Here is a 20,579-nt window from a genome sequence, read left to right on the forward strand (position 1 = left end):
CCGGTAATCGAGGAGAATTGGAATGAAGAGCCTTTCACGGATTTTGTCGGCGGCCGGCCTTGCAGTGGGACTGGCCCTGACCGCCGTTCCGGCCGAGGCGCAGCAGAAGAACGCGCCCGCGGCGCCCGCGACCACGCCACTCAAGCCGGGTTCGCCGGCGGCGATCGCCGCTGCCAAGGAAATCCTGGCGATGAAGAACGCGAGCGCGATGTACGCCAACGCCGTTCCCAATCTCGTCGAGCAGACCAAGAACGTGCTGCTGCAGAGTAATCTGAACTATCAGAAAGACCTCAACGAGGTCGCCGTGATCGTTGCCAAGAATCTCGCCGGCCGCGAAAAGGAAATCGGCGAGGGCATGGCGCAGGTCTACGCCAACGAGTTCACCGAGCAGGAGTTGAAGGATCTCGTCACCTTCTACAAGTCGCCGCTCGGCCAGAAGCTGCTCGCGAGCGAACCCCGCGCCATTCAGTTCAGCATGTCCTACATGAACCAGTGGGCGCAGGCCTTTGCCGAAACCATCAACGGCCAGTTCCGCGCCGAGATGAAGAAGCGCGGCAAGGACATCTGATCTCCAGGTGAAGCATGCCCTCGGACCTGATCCGAGGGTGGACTTCCGATTCGCATAGCAATCAAATCTACGCAGACCTATCTGCGTAGATAACGCGTCAAACAAAAAGAGAAACCAGAAGCGGCTTCGGGCGGGTTTGAAATGGCTGAGTTCGACGTCGATCTGTTCGTCATCGGCGGTGGTTCGGGCGGCGTTCGCGCCGCCCGCATCGCAGCCAACCACGGCGCCAAGGTCATGGTCGCCGAAGAATACCGGATGGGCGGCACCTGCGTGATCCGCGGCTGCGTGCCGAAAAAGCTGTTCGTGATCGGCTCGCACGTCCGCCACGAGATCGAGGATGCCGCCGGTTTCGGCTGGACCATATCGGACGTCTCCTTCGACTGGCCGACGCTGGTCGCCAACAAGGACAAGGAGATCGCGCGGCTCGAAGGAATCTACGCCGCCAATGTCGAGAAATCAGGCGCGCGCATTGCAAAGACCCGTGCGGTGCTGGAAGACGCCCACACGCTGCGGCTGATGACCGGCGAAAAGGTTACCGCAAAATACATCCTGATCGCGACCGGCGGCGCGCCTAACCATGGCCGCGAGATCCCCGGCATCGAGCACGTCATCTCCTCGAACGAGGCGTTTCATCTCACCGAATTGCCGAAGCGCATCGTGATCCAGGGCGGCGGCTATATCGCGCTGGAATTCGCCGGCATCTTCGCCGGCTTCGGCTCCGACGTGACCGTGATCTATCGTGGCGACAACATTTTGCGCGGTTTCGACGAGGACGTCCGCAAGCACGTGCGCGCCGAGATGGAAAAGCAGGGGATTACGATCATCACCGGCTGCACCATCGATAGAGTGGACAGGCACGGCAACGAATTCACCACGCATTTGTCTGATGGTTCGAGCATCGCCTCCGACAAGGTGATGTTTGCAATCGGCCGGCACCCGAACGTCGCCAACCTTGGCCTCGAGAAGGCCGGCGTTGCCATCAACCCGGCGAATGGCGGCATCGCCGTCGATGAGTGGTCGAAGACCTCGGTCGACAACATCTATGCGATCGGCGACGTCACCCATCGCCTCAATCTGACGCCGGTGGCGATCCGCGAGGGCCATGCCTTCGCCGACAGCGTGTTCGGCAAGCGCCCGGTCCAGGTCGACCACGCCACCATCCCGACGGCTGTATTCTCGCAGCCCGAGGTCGGCACCGTGGGCCTGACCGAAGCGCAGGCGCGCGCGCTGGTGAGCCATGTCGACATCTACAAGGCCGATTTCCGCCCGATCAAGGCGACGATGTCCGGCCGCGACACCCGCGTGCTGATGAAGCTCGTGGTCGACGGCACGACGGATCGCGTGCTCGGCTGTCACATCGTCGGCGATACCGCCGCCGAAATCGTCCAGGCGGTTGCGATCGCCGTGAAGATGAAAGCGACCAAGGCCGATTTCGACGCCACGATTGCGCTGCATCCGACTGCCTCGGAAGAGCTGGTGACGATGCGCACGCCGACGGCGCGGTACGTGCGCCAGGCGGCGGAGTAGGCTGGCGGTCAGCGTGTAGGGGTGTAGTCCGCTGTCAAGGCAAGCATAGCCGGATGATGCGGGCTAGTTGCTGCATCCGACCGCGGCCGAAAAGCCGGTGCGGACGCTGACGGCGAGATATGCGCGCGAGGCGGTGGTGTAGCGGAGCGCAGACAGTCCGATCTACGCGCGCTTCTACGACCGTGCGGAATTTTCCTGGCCCGGCCGGCTTGAAATACGATGATATCCTGAATATGATATCCTGAATTTCGATGATATCATGGAGGCGGTAATGCTGGTGTCCAAGTGGGGCAATAGCCTCGCGGTCCGCTTGCCCAAGAAGCTGGTCGAGGCGTTGAAACTCAGCCCCGGCGACGAACTCGACGTTGTTGCGGCCTCTAAGGGGAGGGTCGCGGTCGAGAAAATCGACAAGCGCGCAGAATTTCTGCGACAGGCGGAAGCGTTCCGTTTTCCTTTGCCCGAAGGCTATAAGTTCGACCGCGACGAGGCGAACGAACGGTGAGCGCATTCTTCGACAGCAATGTCCTCATCTACGCCTTCTCGACCGATGCCCGCCGCGAGCGCGCACTGGCCGCAATTGCAGGCGGTGGTGTCATCAGCGTGCAGGTGCTGAACGAGTTCACCAACGTATTGCGCAAGAAGCAAAAGCAGGAATGGCCCGTTATCGAAGCGGTCCTGCATTCCCTGCGTTTCCGGTTTCCCGAGATTGTGCCGCTGACGGCTGACACACATGCTGCCGCACTCGGGCTCGCGCGCGAACACGGCCTGGCCCTCAACGATGCTCTCATCGTTGCGGCAGCCACCGGGGCTGGCTGTGACACTCTCTACAGCGAAGATATGCAGCACGGCCGCGCGATTGCCGATCTGACGATCCGCAATCCGTTTGTTGAGAGGGCGTAGCACGGAGGGATTGCATCCAGGTATATCTTCGCAGCATTCCGGCGGTCTCGGATATCTTCGCGCTCACGGGCGCTATTTGCTGCAGGCTACCGATGGCCGCCACATTCTGATAACCACGTAGTCCGGCATTCAAGAACAGAGGTATGCGAGCAATGATCGAATCAATCGGTATCGTCGGCGCGGGCACGATGGGCAACGGCATCGCGCAGGTGTGTGCCGCCGCCGGACTTCCCGTGGTCATGACCGACATTTCGGATGCTGCGCTCACCCGCGGCATGTCGGTCGTCTCCAACAGCCTGGAGCGACTGGTAAACAAGCAGAAGATGTCCGACGCCGACAGGCAGGCCGCGCTGGCCCGGATCACGACGAGCACCGACACGGCGAAATTTTCCACCTGCGATCTCGTGATCGAGGCGGCGACCGAGAACGAAGATTTGAAGGTCAAGATCCTGAAGGATCTCTGCACGAAGCTATCGCCGCGGGCGCTGCTCGCTACCAACACCTCCTCGATCTCGATCACAAAACTCGCCGCCGCGACCGATCGTCCCGACCGCTTCATCGGCCTGCACTTCTTCAATCCGGTGCCGCTGATGGCGCTGTTGGAACTGATCCGGGGTTTGCAGACGTCCGACGATACACATGCCAAGGCGGAAGCCTTGGCAAAACGGATCGGCAAAGTATCCATAACGGCGAAGAACAGCCCGGGCTTTGCGGTCAACCGCATCCTCTGTCCGATGATCAACGAGGCGATCTTCGCGCTTCAGGAAGGTATCGCCACGGCGGAAGACCTCGACGCCGGCATGAAGCTCGGCTGCAACCATCCGATCGGCCCGCTTGCGCTGGCCGACATGATCGGCCTCGACACCATGCTTTCGGTGATGGAAGTCTTCTATGAGGGATTCAACGATCCGAAATATCGCCCCGCGCCGTTGCTGAAGGAAATGGTCGCCGCCGGCCATCTCGGCCGCAAGACCGGGCAGGGGTTTTACAGCTACGGGAAGTAGGGTAGCGGCGCGTGCAGGATGGGTGGAGCGAAGCGATACCCATCATTTGTTGTGTATGCGGCGCCTTTCGCGAATGGCTGTAGGCGTCCCACGCGGCCGCGACGATGGCGTCGAGTTCGCGTTGCAGCGGCTGGAAGGCCGGATCGACGAAGCGGCTGCGATAGCGCTTCTCGAATTCTTCGCGCGGCAATCTGACGGCCGGCATTCCCTTGCGAACGTCCGGCTCCGCCATGGATCGATCCTCACGCGATTTGACTGCCGTGGGGTAAACGCCGGAGCCGGAGCGGCAGTTCCGAGGGCCTCGCCGGAGCGCTTAATCCGGGCGCCACAGGTTGAACAGCTCCGCGGCGCTGACCAGATCGATCTGCTCGTTGAACCGCGTCCGGTACATGGTCATCAGCGCATCGTGGCCGGTGTCGGAAGAACTGCACAAGGCGTCCTGCACGATCACCACGCGAAAACCGAGATCGACCGCGCCGAGCACGGTGGAAAGCACGCAGACGTCGGTCTCCGCGCCCGACACCACAACCGTCCCGACGTGCCGCTCCACCAGCAAATGACCGAGCCGCGAGCCGAAGAATGCCGAATAGGCGGGCTTGTCGACGACGGGCGCCGGCGGCGAGTAGCGCGCAAGCTCAGGCACGATATCGAGCGCGCGGGATGCGAGATTGCTGCGCGTCGCGCGATGCCATCTCGTGAAATAGGCCTGCCATTGACCGCGCCGGTCCTGCGGCCGCTCGGGCGTGATGAAGCGTGTGAATACCGTCCGCTCGGTGTACCGCGCGCATATGTCCGAAATCACGGGCAACACGCGTTCCATCCACGGCGTTTCCCACACCCCACCCTTGGCGAAGATGTTCTGCATATCGATGCATAGATGCGCGGCGTCGCTGATTCCGGCCATTCTCGATCTCTCGCCTCGTCGGAGAGCTAATTCGGTGAGCCGGAACTGGTTTCAAGGTTGGCGAGACGGAACGGTCGCGGTCCCAAGCGCGTTGCACATCGAGCAGGTCAAGGGAGGTCGTGATGGCCTACTTTTCCGGAATGCAGGACGGGATTGAGCAGGGCGGCAAGATCGTGGCGGACGTCGTCAGCGCCTTGCTGTTGTTGGCTTTTGCGATCGCATTCTTCGGGTGGCTAGGCGGCGCGATTGCGTTTCTGATTCTCGAAGCCGGACTTCTGGCACTCGAATACGTCTTGCCGCGCGACGATGGTGACGCGGCGGGTGTGGTAAGGTAGGGCCGGTCGTCAGGCAAGCCGCCTGATAGTCATCCTTGCGCAGGCAAGGAGGCTCTCATGTCCGTGAAGATCGATGCCGACGACCTGACAGCAACAGTACGCTACGCGCTGCAGACCACCCGCGCCACGGCAGCATGTCCCGCGTTGTGCCGTCACAAGGCGACGGGAAATGGCAGCCATGCAGGAACAATCCACGAGGAACGCTATTGGCGGCGCGTCCCCATCACCAGCGTTCCCTGGAGCAATCATGCTGAAACCCCTCCTTGTCGCGTCCACGTTTCTGCTCGTCTTTTCCATTCAGGCCGAAGCGCGGCCCCATCACCGGCATCACGGTCACCGGGCGCACGCCTGGTGCGGCAGTTACTTGAGCAAATATCTTGGCAAACCGGACCGTCGCCTTGCGCTTGCACGCTCCTGGGCGAGCGAAGGCATGAATGCCGGCGGCCCCGGAATCGGCGTGGTGGTGGTCTGGGCGCACCATGTCGGCATCATTACCGGGCAAACACCTGACGGCCAGTGGATCGTTCATAGCGGCAATGATGGCGGCGCGGTTCGCACGCGAGCCCGATCGCTTGCCCGAGCGATAGCATTCAGGCGTGTATGATCCGGACGTTCCGGCTGCACGATCCAGCGACGTCCCGCATGCAAAAATGCAAAGCCCGACAGTCGATCCGAACTGTCGGGCGAGCAATAGTATCAATTGCGAGGAATGAGCCATTGTCGAATTTTGTTTCGGCGCGGTCTATCCGGGAAACCACGGTTTGTTGCAGTTCCGCCAAGCGGAACCGCGCACCATTCGAAAACTGAATCGGAAGAACCTAGTCTCCCGCCTCGATCCATTCCGCTGCCCCGCGCCACAGCGTGTCGCGATGTTCGGGCCGGAAGAATCCCATGTGCCCGATCCTGCTCGCGCCGGTGTCGGCCGGCGTCACCGTGATGATGTCAGGCTTGATGGAGGTAAATCCCGAGCACAGCAATTCGACCGCGGGCCGCGTCGCCCAGGGATCGTCGGACATGCAGAGCGCGCGCAACGCGCCTTGGTATTTCGAAAAATTCTGCAAGGCTTCGAGTTTGGCGTCGTCGAACAGATAGCGTGGGCTCATCACCCAGCCGACCCATTGCAGGAACGCATCCTTCGGCAGGTCCATGCCGAGGCCGGCCTTGCCCGGCATGTAGCCGAGCGCGCGGGTGAGGGGGAGGCCGACAAAATTCAGCATGGCGTAGACGCGGTAGCGCTCCGGCGCCGTCATCAGTTTCCAGTAGCCGGCCTGGGCGGCAATGAACAGCGCGCGCGAAATCTCCGAATTGTTCGGCAACAGGCCGAGCGCCTGGCCGCCGAACGAATGTCCGACATAGGCGAAGGGAAGCGCCTTGTAGCGCTCGTGCATCCAGGCGACCGCAGCCGTAATATCCTGTGCGGCCCAGTCCGACATCGAGGCCTTGAAGCCGACCAGTGATTTCGGCCTGATGTAGCCGGTCAGCGCCTGCTGCCTGCTATCGCCGGTGCCGCGGTAATCGTAGGTCAAGACCGCGCAGCCGCGCTTGGCGAGGTAGCCGGCAAAGCCGCGGTAGAGTTTTCGGGGGACGGCGGTCGCCGAATTGATCAGGACCGCGTGGCGCTTGGCCCCGCGGGGCAGAAACAGTGTCGCGGCAAGGGGATATCCATCCGTCGCGGGCACCGTGATGTCGTCGCAAAATACGTCGTCCAGCCCCGGCTCGGCCACTGCTTCTTCTCCTCAGGTTGCGAGCGGCCACAGCAAAAGCGAAATCGGCTTTTGCCGCAAGGGCTTGTCGGGACTACCGGAAATCTAACTGGCGGTCGGCGAAAGGCCTGTGTATAAACCGGCCTTCACAATCGCTTGTAAGTAGCGGTTTTTGCTCAGGAGTTAACGTCATGTCCGAGCGGTGGACGCCTGATAGCTGGCGCACCAGGCCGGTGCTGCAAGTGCCCAATTATCCCGATGCCAAGGCATTGGCCGATGTCGAGGCGCAGCTCGCCACGTTTCCGCCGCTGGTGTTTGCCGGTGAGGCGCGCAATCTGAAAAAGGCGCTGGCCCGCGTGGCCGCGGGCGAAGCCTTCCTGCTGCAGGGCGGCGATTGCGCCGAGAGCTTTGCCGAGCATGGCGCCAACAACATCCGCGATTTCTTCCGCGTGCTGCTGCAGATGGCCGTGGTGCTGACCTATGCCGGCGCGCTGCCGGTGGTGAAGGTCGGCCGCATCGCCGGACAATTCGCCAAACCGCGTTCGTCGAACACGGAAAAGATCAACGGTGTCGAACTGCCGAGCTACCGCGGCGACATCATCAATGACATCGCGTTCACCCCGGAAGCGCGCATCCCCGATCCGCAGCGCCAGTTGATGGCCTACCGGCAATCGGCCGCGACTCTCAATCTGCTCCGCGCGTTCGCGACCGGCGGCTTTGCCAATCTCGGCAGCGTCCATCAGTGGATGCTCGGCTTCCTCAAGGATTCCCCGCAGTCGCGGCGGTACCAGGAACTGGCGGATCGCATCTCCGACGCGCTGAATTTTATGCGCGCCTGCGGCCTCGATCTGGAAAGCCATCCCGAGCTGCGCGCCACCGATTTCTACACCAGCCATGAAGCGCTGCTGTTGGGTTACGAGCAGGCGATGACGCGGGTCGATTCCACGACCGGCGACTGGTACGCCACCTCGGGCCACATGATCTGGATCGGCGATCGCACCCGCCAGCTCGACCACGGCCATGTCGAGTATTTCCGCGGCATCAAGAACCCGATCGGCCTGAAATGCGGTCCCTCGCTGAAGCCGGACGAACTGCTGAAGCTGATCGACATCCTCAATCCCGACAACGAGCCCGGACGGCTGACGCTGATCAACCGCTTCGGCTCCGACAAGGTCGGCGACCATCTCGCGCCGCTGATCCGCGCCGTGCAGCGGGAAGGGCGCGTCGTGGTCTGGTCGTGCGATCCCATGCACGGCAACACCATCACCTCGACCTCGGGCTACAAGACCCGTCCGTTCGACCGGGTGCTGTCGGAGGTGAAGTCGTTCTTCGCCATCCATGCGGCGGAGGGGACGCATGCCGGCGGCGTGCACCTGGAAATGACCGGGCAGGACGTCACCGAATGCATCGGCGGCGCCCGCGCCATCACCGACGAGGACCTCAACGACCGCTATCACACGGTCTGCGATCCCCGCCTCAATGCCGAACAATCGATCGACATGGCCTTCCTGATCGCCGAACTGCTCAAGCAGGAACGCGCGGGCAAGGAAAAGCCGATGCCGGCCGCAGCGGGACTCTGACTTGCTGCGACTCTGGCGGGCCACCATCAACACGCGCAACGGCCTCGCTTTTGCGATCCGCTCGGAGCAGGCTGTCCGCGAGGAAATTTTCGCGCTGGCGCTTTCCGTGCCGCTGGCCTGGCTGGTCGGCGCCACGGCCATGCGCCGCGTGGAACTTGTCGCGGCCGTAGCCTTTGTCCTGGTGGTCGAGCTTCTCAACACCGCGATCGAGAAGCTCGCCGACCGCCTGACCACCGACCACGATCCGAAGATCGGCCAGGTCAAGGACATGGGGTCGGCCGCGGTCGGCGTGGCGCTTTTGATGGCCGGCCTGTTCTGGCTGTTCGCCCTCGCTGAACGCATAGGCGCAATTTAAAGCGAGCAATTGCAGTTTGCTCTTGTGCAAGGCACCATCGCCCCATGACCGAGACCTTTACGATCACGCTGGCGCAGTTGAACCCGACGGTCGGCGACGTCACGGGCAACGCCGCCAAGGCGCGGGTGGCGCGCGAGAGGGCGAAAGCCGATGGCGCCGACCTCGTCGTGCTGCCCGAATTGTTCATCTGCGGTTACCCGCCGGAAGACCTGGTGCTGAAGCCCGCGTTTCAGGCCGCCTGCCGCGCCGCGGTCGAAGAGTTGGCCCGCGAAACCAAGGGCGGCGGTCCGGCCATGCTGATCGGCACGCCCTGGGTCGAAGACGACAAGCTCTATAATGCCTGCGCGCTACTCGATGAGGGCCGCATCGCCGCCCTTCGCTTCAAGGCGAACCTGCCGAATTACGGCGTGTTCGACGAAAAACGGCTGTTCGCGCGCGGCCCGGCCGCGGGGCCGGTCACCGTCAAGGGCATCCGGGTCGGCGTGCCCATCTGCGAGGACATCTGGCTCGAAGAATCAGAGGAATACGAAAACATCGTCGAGTGCCTCGCCGAAACCGGCGCGGAAATTCTGGTGGTGCCGAACGGCTCACCCTACGCGCGCGACAAGAACGATTTGCGCCTGTCGATCGCGGTGGCCCGCGTCACCGAAAGCGGCCTGCCGCTGGTCTATCTCAACCAGATCGGCGGACAGGACGAACTGGTGTTCGACGGCGCGTCGTTTGCGCTCAACGCCGATCTCTCGGTCGCGGCGCAGCTGCCGGCGTTCGAAGAGAGCATCGTCACGCTGAACTGGACCAAGGGCGCCGACGGCTGGCGCTGCTCCGGGCCGGTGATGCCGCTCATCGAGGGCGACAAGGGCGATTACGCGGCCTGCGTGCTGGGCCTGCGCGACTACGTCCGCAAGAACGGATTCCCCGGCGTGCTGCTCGGCGTCTCCGGCGGCATCGATTCCGCGCTGTGTGCGGCGATCGCGGTCGACGCGCTCGGCGCCGATCAGGTTCGCGGCGTGATGCTGCCGTTCCGCTTTACCGCGCAGGTCTCGCTCGACGATGCCGCAAAGCTCGCGAAAGCACTCGGCATCCGTTACGAGGTGCTGCCGATCGCGGATGCCGTGAACGGCTTTGAAAAAATCCTTTCCGGTCCGTTCGCCGGCCTGCCGCGCGACATCACCGAGGAGAACTTGCAGGCGCGCACCCGCGGCACGCTGTTGATGGCGATTTCCAACAAGACCGGCGCGATGGTGGTTACGACCGGCAACAAGTCGGAAATGTCGGTCGGCTATGCCACGCTCTATGGCGACATGAATGGCGGCTTCAATCCGATCAAGGACATCTACAAGACCGAAGTGTTTCGCCTCTCAAGCCTGCGCAACGCGTGGAAACCGGACGGCGCGCTGGGACCTTCGGGCGAGGTCATTCCGGTCAACATCATCACGCGACCGCCGACGGCGGAGTTGCGCGAAAACCAGACTGACCAGGATTCGCTGCCGCCATACGAGATGCTGGACGGAATTCTCGAGCGGCTGGTCGAGCGCGAGGAGCCGCTGGCCACGATCATCGCAGCCGGCTTCCCGGCCGAAATGGTGACGCGGATCGACCGGTTGCTCAACATTGCCGAATACAAGCGCCGGCAGGCGGCGCCGGGCGTCAAGGTGACAGAAAAGAACTTTGGCCGCGACCGCCGCTATCCCATCACCAACCGCTTCCGCGACAATGGCAGGGCGCTTCCCGCGCCCGACGAGAAGCTGGTCGCACGCGCCGGCCGCGCCTCGGCGGACGCGTTCGAGGGGTAATTTCGCTACATTATTGCTTCGGTGGAATGAAGGTCGGGCCGACGGTGCGGATCTTGTCCTTGTCGGCGGCGGTAGCGGTCGTATCGGCCGGGGCTGCTGTCGCAGCCGGCGCGGCGGCGGTGCCGGCAGGCGCTGCGCCTTTCTTGGGCGGTGGCGTTGCGCCCTTCGGCTGCGCGCGCTGTTGCATGCGCCTCGCGCTCTCCTCGGTAACGATGATGTCGCCCTGTTCGACGCCGGCCCTGTCATCGACTGACTTCAGCGCTTCCGACCAGGTCTGGCCGGCGGCCTTGCAGGCGCAGGACGGGTTGAACTCGGAGCGGAATTTGAACGCGTTCGGCAGCGACGTGTAAGGCTGGCCGCTGATCGAGACCGCCTGATTGATGTCCTCGCCAGGATTGCGGTAGGTGAACAGCGTCGCTTCCGTCGCCGGGCAAAGTGCCTTGCAGGTCTTCTCGTCGTCCTGAAACCGCGCCTGGTAGGTGGCGAACGACACCGGAAAGTAACCGCCGTCGCAGGTGCGGACGCAGACGGTGCGGAAGGTGCCGGACGGCGCGCCGAGGTCGGCGCTGGGCGGCGGCAGCGTCTGGTTGTTGTTGCCGAACAGACTGTCGATGAAGTTGCCGGGACCGCGCGCGGCAGCGGCATATTGCGGGCCGCAATTGTTCTGCCCGAGCGCCGTCAGCACCGAGCGGCGCTGGTTTTCGCGGTCGGCGCCGCCGATGCCGCCGCTGCGCAGGCGCTCCAGGCTGGTGGTGATCTGGTCGAGATTGGCGCGCATCTGCTGAATCTGGTTGTTGACCGGGCCGCACTGGGCGGACCGGCCGTTGAACAGCGAGAAGAAGCCCGAGCTCTCGCAGCCCATGCGCTTGGCCTGCAGCGTGACCCGATCGAGTTCGGCCTGCTGCTTGGCCTGGGCTTCCTGATAGCGGCGGATCTGTTCGTCCTTGGCGGGGTCGCCGGTGCCGGCGCCGCGGTCGATGGTCGCCAATTGTCCTTCGAGCCGGATGCAGATCGGATTGGCCTGCGCGCCCTGCTGCTGCGGCGGGGCGTCCTGGTTCATCTGCGCCATGGCGTCATCGTTCGACTGAGCCAAGGCGGGTGTGCCCGGGGCAGCGATGCCGAGCAGGATGGCGCAGGTCAAAATCCGAAAGGAGAGGGGCGCGTTGCGAATTTCCAGCATATCCGGCCATTGAGAGCTGATCCGCGCGGCTTGAAAGCCCTAATCGCGGCCAAGGCGGCGTGTTGCAACCAAGGCCGCATCCAATACCCCCTTCTCAGGGCAGCGTCACGTCGTTTCCGGGGCGCGGATGTGGCAACCAGCCCTTGATATTCCGCGATAATCGCCTCCATGGCGCTTTCGCGCGAGAGCCTGCCCGGACTTGATCCGTGGGTGAATCCCGGTTCTGGTTCAACCGGAACCGAAAAGGCGCTAGCGCTGGCAGGTGATGGCGACGTATTCGCTGCAACCTTGGCCAGAGCATCTATCGCCGCCGTCTTTCGGAACCGCGCCGGTAACTTCGTCGGGATCGACGCGGCGATAGGCGGTGGCCTGTGCAAATTCCCGTGACTGGCAGTAGGAGCGGGCGGCGTGGGCGCCGCATTTTTCGCCTCTGGCGAGGCATTCATCCACGCCGTAACCATCGGCCTGGTTGGCAACGATGAAAACGCGGCTGTCGGCGGAAGCGGCCGAGGCGGCAAGCAGGAAGGCGCTGGCCAGGAAGGCACTGGCAATGCGTGCGCAGGAAAGTCGCATGGATGACACCGGCAGGGGATAAGGAATCGCTCCACACAGATAGGCCCAAAGGGTTAATAATGATTAACCATGAGCCCACGGGGCGGCAGCGAATGGCGGGGGTTCGGCGGCCTGTTCGGCCCCAAATCGGGCACGAGCAAGGCCTTGACGACGTCCTTCCGATACCGCAATGGTGGAACCATGAACGGTCTCCTCGCCATCTGCAGCATTTGCCGCGAGATTATTAGCTAGCGATTCGCTGGCTGAGGCCGTCTTTTCTCAAAAACTGAGATCACTGGACGCCCGGCCGGCAGCGCACCGGCTCTCGCATTCGCATGTTCTTGCGGCGAATGGGTTGCGAATGCGAGAGCCGGTGCGCTGCAAGAAACTAAAAGTTTAGTGCCGCCTGCGATTTGAAGTTCCTGGTCGATCTCGCTGCTACCACTGAAGGAACTTCAAATCTCGGCACTGGGATGGGTATTCCATGGAATTACGACTCTACGATACGTTGACGAAGGAGAAGCGGCCGTTTGTGCCGCTTAATGCCGACAGCGTCGGCATCTATGCCTGCGGACCGACGGTCTATGACTTCGCCCATATCGGCAACGGTCGCGCGGCGATCGTGTTCGACGTGCTGTTCCGCGTCTTGCGCCATCGCTATGGCGCCGACCACGTGAAGTACGTTCGCAACATCACCGACGTCGACGACAAGATCAACGTGCGCGCCGCGCGCGATTATCCCGGCGTGCCCTTGAATGAGGCGATCCGCAAGGTCACCGAAGAGACCTATCAGCAGTATCAGGACGACGTCACCGCACTCGGCTGCTTGGCGCCGACGGTGCAGCCGCGCGCGACTGAACATATCCCGGAAATGCGGGCGATCATCGAGAAACTGGTTGCCGGCGGCTTTGCCTATGTCGCCGAAGACCATGTGCTGTTCTCGCCGCAGGCGATGAACGAAGCCAATTCCGTGATGCCGCGCTACGGCGCGCTGTCGAAACGCTCGCTCGACGAGATGATCGCGGGCGCCCGCGTCGACGTCGCCCCCTACAAGCGTGACAACACCGACTTCGTGCTGTGGAAGCCGTCGAAACCGGGCGAGCCGTCGTGGCCGTCGCCATCGGGCATCAAGGCGGAAGGCCGCCCCGGCTGGCACATCGAATGCTCGGCGATGGCCTGGAAGCATCTCGGCGAAAAATTCGACATTCATGGCGGCGGTATCGACCTGGTGTTCCCGCACCATGAGAACGAACTCGCGCAGACCTGCTGCGCCTTTCATTCCGACCGCATGGCGAATGTCTGGATGCACAACGGATTCCTGCAGCTCGAAAGCGAGAAGATGTCGAAATCGCTCGGCAACTTCTTCACCATCCGAGAGATGCTGGCCGATTGGCCGGGCGAAGTGCTGCGTTTGAGCATGCTGAAGACGCATTACCGCTCGCCGCTCGACTGGACCCTGAAGGGCGCGGAAGAGAGCGCGAGGACGCTCGACGATTGGTACGCGGTCGCGGCCGACGCCGAGGGCGGTCAACCGTCGCCGGTAATGGTCGAGGCGCTGTATGATGATCTCAACACGGCGCAGGCCAGGGCTGTCTTGCACGGCCTGCGCAATGCGGCGGCGTCCGGCGGCGCGCGCGAACGCGGCGAGTTTGCGGCCTCGCTCCGGCTGCTCGGCTTCCTCTCGATGAGTGCTGCGGCATGGAAGGGACGCAAGCAGCAGGCGAGCGGCGTCGATGCGGAGCAGGTCGATCGCCTGATTGCGGAGCGCACGGCGGCGCGCGCACGAAAGGATTTCAAGGAGTCCGATCGTATCCGCGACGAGCTTGCCGCCATGGGTGTCGCCATCAAGGACGGCAAGGATGCGGACGGAAAACCCGTGACCACATGGGAGATCGCGTGATGGACAAGCCCGATACGCCGTTCCCGAAGCACTGGCGCTATTACATCTTCATCAAATGGGCGCTGATCGTTGCCGCGGTCATCCTGGCCTTGCGATTGTTCGGAGTGTTTTGACGCGATGGGACAGGCATTGCCCAAACCCGGCCTGCGGCCGTTTCTGCCGGCGGATGTTCCGATGCTGGCGGCGATCTTCGTTGCCGCCATCGAGGGGCTGACCGGCGATGACTACAGCGAAGCGCAGCAGGAAGCCTGGGCTCAGGCTGCCGAGGATGAAGAAGCTTTCGGCAAGAAACTCGCCGGACAATTGACGCTGATCGCGACCATCCAGAACGCGCCGGTCGGCTTCGCCTCGCTGAAAGGGCCTGATCACATCGATATGCTGTTCGTCCATCCGAGCGTCGCCGGGCAGGGCGTCGCCTCGATGCTGGTCGACGCGTTGGAAAAACTGGCGGGCGCACGCGGGGCTAAAACCCTGACGGTCGATGCCAGCGATAACGCGGAGCCGTTTTTCAAGAAGCGCGGTTACGCCGCCAAACAGCGCAACACCGTCTCGCTCAACGGCGAATGGCTCGCCAACACCACGATGCAGAAGACGCTGGCTGACAATGCCGCGCCGGGAGTTCCGTCATGAGCCGCGAACGCCTTTATCTCTTCGACACCACGCTACGCGACGGCGCGCAGACCAACGGCGTCGATTTCACGCTGCACGACAAGCAGATCATCGCGCAGATGCTGGATGAACTCGGCATCGACTATGTCGAGGGCGGCTATCCCGGCGCCAATCCGACCGACACCGAATTCTTTTCGGACAAGCCGACGTTCGAGAGCGCCAAATTCACCGCCTTCGGCATGACGCGCCGTCCGGGGCGTTCGGCCTCGAACGATCCGGGGCTTGCGGCGCTGATCGAGGCCAAGGCCGATGCGATCTGCTTTGTCGCCAAATCCAGCGCCTATCAGGTGCGGGTGGCGCTGGAGACCACAAATGAGGAAAACCTCGCCTCGATCCGCGACAGCGTCGTTGCCGCGAAGGCGGCGGGGCGCGAGGTGATGGTCGATTGCGAGCACTTCTTCGACGGCTACAAGGAAGATGCCGATTTCGCGCTCGCCTGCGCCAAGGCGGCCTATGAGTCCGGGGCGCGCTGGGTGGTGCTGTGCGACACCAATGGCGGCACCATGCCGCACGAAATCGAGACCATCGTAGGCACGGTGACAAAACATATTCCGGGCAGCCATGTCGGCATCCACGCCCATAACGACACCGAGCAGGCGGTGGCCAATTCGCTGGCTGCCGTGCGTGCCGGTGCGCGGCAAATCCAGGGCACGCTGAACGGGCTCGGCGAGCGCTGCGGCAACGCCAATCTCTGTTCGCTGATCCCGACGCTGCGCCTGAAGAACGAATTCTCCGGCGCCTTCGAGATCGGCGTCACCGCGGAGAAAATGACGACGCTGATGAAGGTATCGCGGACGCTCGACGACATGCTGAATCGCGCACCCAACCGCCATGCGCCCTACGTCGGCGAAAGCGCCTTCGTCACCAAGGCCGGTATTCACGCCTCGGCGATGATGAAGGACCCGCACAGCTACGAACACATTTTGCCTGAATCGGTCGGCAACCATCGCAAGGTGCTGGTGTCCGATCAGGCCGGCCGCTCCAACGTGATGGCCGAACTCGACCGCGCCGGCATCACCTACGAGAAGACCGATCCCAAATTGGCGCGCCTGGTCGAGGAATTGAAGGAGCGGGAGGCGGCGGGCTACGCCTATGAATCCGCCAACGCCTCGTTCGACCTGCTGGCGCGGCGCACGCTCGGCCGCGTGCCGGAGTATTTCAAGGTCGAGCAGTTCGACGTCAATGTCGAGCAGCGCTACAACGCCAATGGCCAGCGCGTCACCGTGGCGCTCGCGGTGGTCAAGGTCGATGTCGCCGGCGAGCGGCTGATCTCGGCGGCGGAAGGCAACGGCCCGGTCAATGCGCTCGACGTCGCGCTGCGCAAGGACCTCGGCAAGTACCAGAAATACATCGAGCGCCTGAAGCTGATCGATTACCGCGTGCGTATCCTCAATGGCGGCACGGAAGCCGTAACGCGGGTCTTGATCGAGAGCGAGGACGAGAACGGCGATAGCTGGATCACGGTCGGGGTCTCGCCCAATATCATCGATGCCTCGTTCCAGGCGCTGATGGATTCGGTGGTCTACAAGCTGGTGAAATCCGGCGCGCCGGCCTGAGTTGAGAATGTAGCACGAAATGATCGACCACATCTCCGTCGGCGTCAGCGACCTCGAACGTTCCGCACGCTTTTATGAAGCAACGCTTGCAGCGCTCGGCCTATCGCGTCTGGTAACGCGCCCCGCCACCATCGGCTTTGGCAAAACCTACCCCGAATTCTGGATCAACCTGCGCGCCGGCATGGCACCGGTCCCGCCCGAGAGCGGCGCGCATATCTGTCTTCGCGCCAAAACCACCGGCGATGTCGATGCGTTTCATGCCGCCGCGCTGAAATCCGGTGGCCGCTCCGACGGCGCGCCGGGCCTGCGGCCGCATGACCGCGTGAGGTATTACGCGGCGTTCGTTGTTGACCCCGATGGTAACCGCATCGAGGCGGTGACGTTTCCGAGTGAGTGAAGCGCCGACTACCTACAGCTTCCGCGCCAATTCCGGCGCCATTTCCTTGGTGCCTTCGGGGGCGCGGGCTGCGGCGGCGCGCAGGCGCGGCACGATGTCCTCGACCCGTTCGGCCTTGAGGATGTCGATATCCAGCGCCGGGCGGATGAACTCGGTTTCACGCATATGCGCCAACAGCGCGATCAGCGGCTCCCAGAAGCCGTCGATGTTGGCGAGCAGCACCGGCTTGGAGTGGCGGCCGAGCTGCTGCCAGGTCATCTGCTCGACCAGTTCTTCCAGCGTGCCGACGCCGCCGGGCAGGGCGACGAACGCATCGGAATGTTCGAACATTAGTCGCTTGCGCTCGTGCATGTCGGGCGTGACGATCATTTCCTGAACGCGCGTCAGCATATTTTCGCGGGATCGCAAAAAGTCCGGAATGATGCCGGTGACCAGGCCGCCGTGATCCAGCGTGGACTTGGCGACCGCGCCCATCAGGCCGACCGATCCGCCGCCATAGACAAGCCGGATATTGTTCTCGGCAAAAGCCTTTCCCAGAGCATGGGCAGCTTTTACAAAGCTTGGGCTGGAACCGGGGCCGGAGCCGCAATAGACGCAGACGGTTTTGATTTGTTCGGTTTTGATTTGATCCATGGAGATCATGTGGCACTGCACCCATTAAAGCTCAAGTCTGGTTGACTTCGCTGATGCAGCAGAAATAGGCCCGAAATCAAACCAAACGGGGGAAAGATTTATCTTTCAAGGCTGTACGGCAGAGTTAAAGGCTCTATATGACGAGCATATGCAGACTATCGAAAATTCCCTGAAGGCGACTGGTGCGCCACCTTGCTCTGGGCGCGACGCCAATGGCTGACCCTGATTCGCACCCGCACGCCGGCGCCGCCCCTCCGGCCAGCAACTCTCCCGAAAAAGCGACCCTGGTGGGGACGCTGGTGCATCTGTGGCCCTATATCTGGCCCGGCGACCGCGCCGACCTGAAGATGCGCGTGGTCTGGTCGATGGTGCTGCTGCTGGCAGCCAAGCTCGCGACGCTGACGGTGCCGTTCACCTTCAAATGGGCGATCGATGCGCTCAATGGCGCTGGCTCTGCGCCGGTCGAGCCGTCCAACTGGATGCTGTGGCTGATTGCCTCGCCCCTGCTGATGACCGCGAGCTACGGCGCGGTGCGCGTGCTGATGGCGGTGCTGACGCAATGGCGCGATGGCATTTTCGCTCGCGTGGCGATGCATGCGGTGCGCAAGCTCGCCTACATCACTTTCGTTCACATGCACGAATTGTCGCTGCGCTTCCATCTGGAGCGCAAGACCGGCGGCTTGACGCGCGTGCTGGAGCGCGGCCGTACCGGCATCGAAGTGATCGTACGGATGGTGATCCTGCAGCTGATCCCGACCATCGTCGAGGTCTCGCTCTTGATGGCGGTGCTGCTATGGCAGTTCGACTGGCGCTACGTGCTGGTCACCGCGATCACGGTCGTGATCTACATGTACTACACTTACCTCGCCACCGAATGGCGGATCGAGATCCGCCGCAAGATGAACGATTCCGACACCGAGGCGAACACCAAGGCGATCGACTCGCTGCTGAACTACGAGACGGTGAAATATTTCAGCGCCGAGGCGCGCGAAGCCGAGCGCTACGACCGTTCGATGGAGCGCTACGAGCGCAACAGCGTCAAGACCTACACCTCGCTGGCGGTGCTCAACGCCGGGCAGGCGGTGATCTTCACGTTTGGCCTCACCGCAACCATGCTGATGTGCGCAGTGGGCATCCGCAACGGCACCAATACGGTCGGCGATTTCGTCATGGTCAACGCCATGATGATCCAGCTCTACCAGCCGCTGAATTTCATGGGCATGGTCTATCGCGAGATCAAGCAGGCGATCATCGACATCGAGAAGATGTTCAACGTGCTGCAGCGCAATCCCGAGGTCAGGGATATCCCGGGTGCAATGCCGCTGGTCGTCAGCTCCGGCAATGTGCGCTTCGACGACGTGCGCTTTGCCTACGATCCGGAGCGGCCGATCCTCAAGGGTCTCAGCTTCGAGGTGCCCGCCGGCAAGACGTTTGCGATCGTAGGTCCATCCGGCGCCGGCAAGTCGACGATCTCGCGGCTGCTGTTTCGTCTCTACGACGTCTCCAGCGGCAAAATCCTGATCGACGGCCAGGACATCAGGAACGTCACGCAGGCGAGCCTGCGCGCCTCGATTGGCATGGTGCCGCAGGACACCGTGCTGTTCAACGACGCCATCCGCTACAACATCCGCTACGGCCGCTGGGACGCCGGCGATGCCGAGGTCGAGCAGGCGGCGCAACTGGCGCAGATCGACAGCTTTATTCGAAACTCGCCGAAGGGGTACGAAACCCAGGTCGGCGAACGCGGCCTGAAACTGTCGGGCGGCGAGAAGCAGCGCGTGGCAATTGCGCGCACGGTGCTGAAGGCGCCACCGATCCTGGTGCTCGATGAAGCAACGTCCGCGCTCGACAGCCATACCGAGCATGAAATCCAGGAAGCGCTGGAGCGCGTCTCGCGTGGCCGCACCTCGCTGGTGATCGCACACCGGCTGTCGACCATTGTCGGCGCCGATGAAATTATCGTGCTGGATCAAGGGCGCATCGCCGAGCGCGGCACCCATATCAGGCTTTTGGCGTCCGGCGGGCTCTATGCCAGTATGTGGAATAGGCAGCGCGAAGCCGAGGAGGCGCGGGAGAAGCTCGCCCAGATCGACGATGGCAACGTTGCGCCGAACCGCGCCCCGCCGCCGGTCGATGATCCGCTCAACGAGCAGCCGCAATCCAAAGATCCCTTGTCCAAAGATCCCTTGGCAACCGCCGCGGAATAATCCAAATACGGCGCTACTTCCCGGAACCGGAAGTCGGCCAGACAACAGCGAGCCCTAATGTCGATTGCGAATTCCATCCGTGCGCAGATCCCGCCGATCCATCCCGAGGGCTATCCCTTCATTGGCGGCTTTGCGCTCGTCAGCCTGATCCTGTTCTGGATCTGGACGCCGTTGGGCTGGATCGGCTCGCTCCTGACGATCTGGTGCGCGCTGTTCTTCCGCGATCCCGTCCGCGTCACGCCGGTGCGCGACGGCATCGTGGTGGCGCCGGCCGACGGCCGGGTCTCCATGGTCGCGCAGGTTTTGCCCCCGGCCGAACTCGGCCTCGGCGACCGGCCGCTGCCGCGCATTTCGATCTTCATGAGCGTGTTCAACTGCCACGTGAACCGCAGCCCGGTGGCGGGCCGGATCGACCGCATCGCTTACCGGCCCGGCGCCTTCATCAACGCCGAGCTCGACAAGGCCAGCGAAGACAATGAGCGCAATTCGCTTGTCATCTCCACGACGAACGGACGGATCGGCGTGGTCCAGATCGCCGGCCTGGTGGCGCGGCGGATTGTCTCATTCGTGCGGGAAGGCCAGTCGATCGGCGCCGGCGAGCGGTTCGGCCTGATCCGTTTCGGCTCGCGCCTGGACGTTTATCTGCCCGAAGGCACGCGATCGCTGGTTTCCGAGGGCCAAACGGCCGTGGCCGGCGAGACGATTTTGGCCGATTTCGGGTCGAGCGAGCAGGGGCGGACGTTTCGGGCCGATTAACCACCCGCCGGCCGCCTAAATGCCAGGCCGCCGCCAATGGTGAACCGGGCTGCCGCTTGC

The 20,579-nt window shown here is 62.9% G+C and carries 20 protein-coding genes and 1 pseudogene; 15 read left to right on the forward strand and 6 right to left on the reverse strand.

The genetic code is table 11. The annotated features are described in order from the left end of the window. The first annotated feature begins 22 nt into the window (after positions 1-22). From V1293_RS01820 to V1293_RS01840, 5 genes are all read left to right on the forward strand, one after another. Positions 23-568 (forward strand): DUF2059 domain-containing protein, encoded by a 546-nt coding sequence (locus V1293_RS01820; RefSeq protein ID WP_334506170.1) that lies wholly within the window; start codon positions 23-25, stop codon positions 566-568. 141 nt (positions 569-709) lie between these two features. Continuing rightward, positions 710-2,095: a glutathione-disulfide reductase gene (gor, locus tag V1293_RS01825; RefSeq protein ID WP_334506172.1), complete on the forward strand. Its 1,386-nt coding sequence runs from the start codon at positions 710-712 to the stop codon at positions 2,093-2,095. A gap of 271 nt (positions 2,096-2,366) precedes the next feature. After that, a complete protein-coding gene (locus V1293_RS01830) occupies positions 2,367-2,597 on the forward strand; it encodes an AbrB/MazE/SpoVT family DNA-binding domain-containing protein (RefSeq protein ID WP_334506174.1) in 231 nt (76 codons plus the stop codon). After that, positions 2,594-2,995 (forward strand): PIN domain-containing protein, encoded by a 402-nt coding sequence (locus V1293_RS01835; protein WP_334506175.1) that lies wholly within the window; start codon positions 2,594-2,596, stop codon positions 2,993-2,995. The genes V1293_RS01830 and V1293_RS01835 overlap by 4 nt, the downstream gene beginning before the upstream one ends. A gap of 152 nt (positions 2,996-3,147) precedes the next feature. Further along, positions 3,148-3,999, forward strand: coding sequence for a 3-hydroxybutyryl-CoA dehydrogenase (locus V1293_RS01840; protein WP_334506177.1), 852 nt, complete (start codon positions 3,148-3,150; stop codon positions 3,997-3,999). Positions 4,000-4,312: 313 nt separating this feature from the next. Here the strand turns inward: V1293_RS01840 and V1293_RS01845 are convergent, their stop codons facing one another. Then, positions 4,313-4,903 carry a cysteine hydrolase family protein gene (locus V1293_RS01845; protein ID WP_334506179.1) on the reverse strand — a complete coding sequence of 197 codons (591 nt, stop codon included), beginning with the start codon at positions 4,901-4,903 and terminating at the stop codon, positions 4,313-4,315. A gap of 122 nt (positions 4,904-5,025) precedes the next feature. Between V1293_RS01845 and V1293_RS01850 the strand changes: the two genes are divergently transcribed. After that, a complete protein-coding gene (locus V1293_RS01850) occupies positions 5,026-5,238 on the forward strand; it encodes a hypothetical protein (protein WP_334506181.1) in 213 nt (70 codons plus the stop codon). A gap of 223 nt (positions 5,239-5,461) precedes the next feature. Here V1293_RS01850 and V1293_RS01855 read toward each other — a convergent pair whose 3' ends face one another. Further along, complete coding sequence (locus V1293_RS01855) at positions 5,462-5,956, reverse strand: hypothetical protein (RefSeq protein ID WP_334506182.1); 495 nt, start codon at positions 5,954-5,956, stop codon at positions 5,462-5,464. 100 nt (positions 5,957-6,056) lie between these two features. Continuing rightward, a complete protein-coding gene (locus tag V1293_RS01860; RefSeq protein WP_334506183.1) occupies positions 6,057-6,962 on the reverse strand; it encodes an alpha/beta hydrolase family protein in 906 nt (301 codons plus the stop codon). A 170-nt stretch (positions 6,963-7,132) separates the two neighbouring features. Between V1293_RS01860 and V1293_RS01865 the strand changes: the two genes are divergently transcribed. Genes V1293_RS01865 through V1293_RS01875 form a run of 3 tightly spaced genes read left to right on the forward strand, consistent with a single transcriptional unit; the run spans position 7,133 to position 10,669 of the window. Continuing rightward, on the forward strand, positions 7,133-8,521 hold the full coding sequence (locus V1293_RS01865) for a class II 3-deoxy-7-phosphoheptulonate synthase (protein ID WP_334506184.1): 1,389 nt from the start codon (positions 7,133-7,135) through the stop codon (positions 8,519-8,521). Position 8,522: 1 nt separating this feature from the next. Then, a complete protein-coding gene (locus V1293_RS01870; RefSeq protein ID WP_334506186.1) occupies positions 8,523-8,876 on the forward strand; it encodes a diacylglycerol kinase in 354 nt (117 codons plus the stop codon). Positions 8,877-8,920: 44 nt separating this feature from the next. After that, the gene (locus V1293_RS01875) at positions 8,921-10,669 is read left to right on the forward strand and encodes an NAD+ synthase (protein ID WP_334506188.1); all 1,749 of its coding nucleotides are present in this window, start codon (positions 8,921-8,923) and stop codon (positions 10,667-10,669) included. 10 nt (positions 10,670-10,679) lie between these two features. Here V1293_RS01875 and V1293_RS01880 read toward each other — a convergent pair whose 3' ends face one another. Beyond that, entirely contained in the window at positions 10,680-11,849 is a 1,170-nt protein-coding gene (locus V1293_RS01880; protein WP_334506190.1) for a DUF2865 domain-containing protein, read from the reverse strand. 249 nt (positions 11,850-12,098) lie between these two features. Further along, positions 12,099-12,422 carry a hypothetical protein gene (locus tag V1293_RS01885; protein ID WP_334506192.1) on the reverse strand — a complete coding sequence of 108 codons (324 nt, stop codon included), beginning with the start codon at positions 12,420-12,422 and terminating at the stop codon, positions 12,099-12,101. Positions 12,423-12,885: 463 nt separating this feature from the next. Here V1293_RS01885 and cysS point away from each other — a divergent pair, with 463 nt between their 5' ends. The 4 genes from cysS (at position 12,886) to V1293_RS01905 (ending at position 16,923) form a co-directional block, all read left to right on the forward strand. Beyond that, positions 12,886-14,301, forward strand: coding sequence for a cysteine--tRNA ligase (gene cysS, locus V1293_RS01890; RefSeq protein WP_334506194.1), 1,416 nt, complete (start codon positions 12,886-12,888; stop codon positions 14,299-14,301). A gap of 117 nt (positions 14,302-14,418) precedes the next feature. After that, positions 14,419-14,931, forward strand: coding sequence for a GNAT family N-acetyltransferase (locus tag V1293_RS01895; RefSeq protein ID WP_334506196.1), 513 nt, complete (start codon positions 14,419-14,421; stop codon positions 14,929-14,931). Beyond that, positions 14,928-16,526, forward strand: coding sequence for a citramalate synthase (cimA, locus tag V1293_RS01900; protein ID WP_334506198.1), 1,599 nt, complete (start codon positions 14,928-14,930; stop codon positions 16,524-16,526). The genes V1293_RS01895 and cimA overlap by 4 nt, the downstream gene beginning before the upstream one ends. A 19-nt stretch (positions 16,527-16,545) precedes the next feature. After that, on the forward strand, positions 16,546-16,923 hold the full coding sequence (locus V1293_RS01905; RefSeq protein ID WP_334506200.1) for a VOC family protein: 378 nt from the start codon (positions 16,546-16,548) through the stop codon (positions 16,921-16,923). A gap of 12 nt (positions 16,924-16,935) precedes the next feature. Here V1293_RS01905 and V1293_RS01910 read toward each other — a convergent pair whose 3' ends face one another. Beyond that, positions 16,936-17,556 carry a TIGR00730 family Rossman fold protein gene (locus tag V1293_RS01910; protein ID WP_334506202.1) on the reverse strand — a complete coding sequence of 207 codons (621 nt, stop codon included), beginning with the start codon at positions 17,554-17,556 and terminating at the stop codon, positions 16,936-16,938. Between the two features lie 212 nt (positions 17,557-17,768). On the opposite strand from V1293_RS01910, the gene V1293_RS01915 reads away from it, so the two are divergent. Beyond that, the gene (locus V1293_RS01915; RefSeq protein WP_334506204.1) at positions 17,769-19,763 is read left to right on the forward strand and encodes an ABCB family ABC transporter ATP-binding protein/permease; all 1,995 of its coding nucleotides are present in this window, start codon (positions 17,769-17,771) and stop codon (positions 19,761-19,763) included. 45 nt (positions 19,764-19,808) lie between these two features. Further along, positions 19,809-20,519, forward strand: a pseudogene (locus V1293_RS01920) (phosphatidylserine decarboxylase); the annotation flags it as partial. Positions 20,520-20,579 lie beyond the last annotated feature (60 nt).

The sequence above is a fragment of the Bradyrhizobium sp. AZCC 1693 genome, from assembly GCF_036924745.1.
Classification (GTDB): domain Bacteria; phylum Pseudomonadota; class Alphaproteobacteria; order Rhizobiales; family Xanthobacteraceae; genus Bradyrhizobium.

Excerpts from the sequence above, each read along its gene's own strand:
- V1293_RS01820 (WP_334506170.1), top strand. The coding sequence starts at position 23 with ATGAAGAGCCTTTCACGGATTTTGTCGGCGGCCGGCCTTGCAGTGGGA.
- gor (WP_334506172.1), top strand. The coding sequence starts at position 710 with ATGGCTGAGTTCGACGTCGATCTGTTCGTCATCGGCGGTGGTTCGGGC.
- V1293_RS01830 (WP_334506174.1), top strand. The coding sequence starts at position 2,367 with ATGCTGGTGTCCAAGTGGGGCAATAGCCTCGCGGTCCGCTTGCCCAAG.
- V1293_RS01840 (WP_334506177.1), top strand. The coding sequence starts at position 3,148 with ATGATCGAATCAATCGGTATCGTCGGCGCGGGCACGATGGGCAACGGC.
- V1293_RS01845 (WP_334506179.1), bottom strand. The coding sequence starts at position 4,903 with ATGGCCGGAATCAGCGACGCCGCGCATCTATGCATCGATATGCAGAAC.
- V1293_RS01850 (WP_334506181.1), top strand. The coding sequence starts at position 5,026 with ATGGCCTACTTTTCCGGAATGCAGGACGGGATTGAGCAGGGCGGCAAG.
- V1293_RS01855 (WP_334506182.1), bottom strand. The coding sequence starts at position 5,956 with ATGGCTCATTCCTCGCAATTGATACTATTGCTCGCCCGACAGTTCGGA.
- V1293_RS01865 (WP_334506184.1), top strand. The coding sequence starts at position 7,133 with ATGTCCGAGCGGTGGACGCCTGATAGCTGGCGCACCAGGCCGGTGCTG.
- V1293_RS01875 (WP_334506188.1), top strand. The coding sequence starts at position 8,921 with ATGACCGAGACCTTTACGATCACGCTGGCGCAGTTGAACCCGACGGTC.
- V1293_RS01880 (WP_334506190.1), bottom strand. The coding sequence starts at position 11,849 with ATGCTGGAAATTCGCAACGCGCCCCTCTCCTTTCGGATTTTGACCTGC.
- V1293_RS01885 (WP_334506192.1), bottom strand. The coding sequence starts at position 12,422 with ATGCGACTTTCCTGCGCACGCATTGCCAGTGCCTTCCTGGCCAGCGCC.
- cysS (WP_334506194.1), top strand. The coding sequence starts at position 12,886 with ATGGAATTACGACTCTACGATACGTTGACGAAGGAGAAGCGGCCGTTT.
- V1293_RS01895 (WP_334506196.1), top strand. The coding sequence starts at position 14,419 with ATGGGACAGGCATTGCCCAAACCCGGCCTGCGGCCGTTTCTGCCGGCG.
- cimA (WP_334506198.1), top strand. The coding sequence starts at position 14,928 with ATGAGCCGCGAACGCCTTTATCTCTTCGACACCACGCTACGCGACGGC.
- V1293_RS01905 (WP_334506200.1), top strand. The coding sequence starts at position 16,546 with ATGATCGACCACATCTCCGTCGGCGTCAGCGACCTCGAACGTTCCGCA.
- V1293_RS01910 (WP_334506202.1), bottom strand. The coding sequence starts at position 17,556 with ATGGATCAAATCAAAACCGAACAAATCAAAACCGTCTGCGTCTATTGC.
- V1293_RS01915 (WP_334506204.1), top strand. The coding sequence starts at position 17,769 with ATGGCTGACCCTGATTCGCACCCGCACGCCGGCGCCGCCCCTCCGGCC.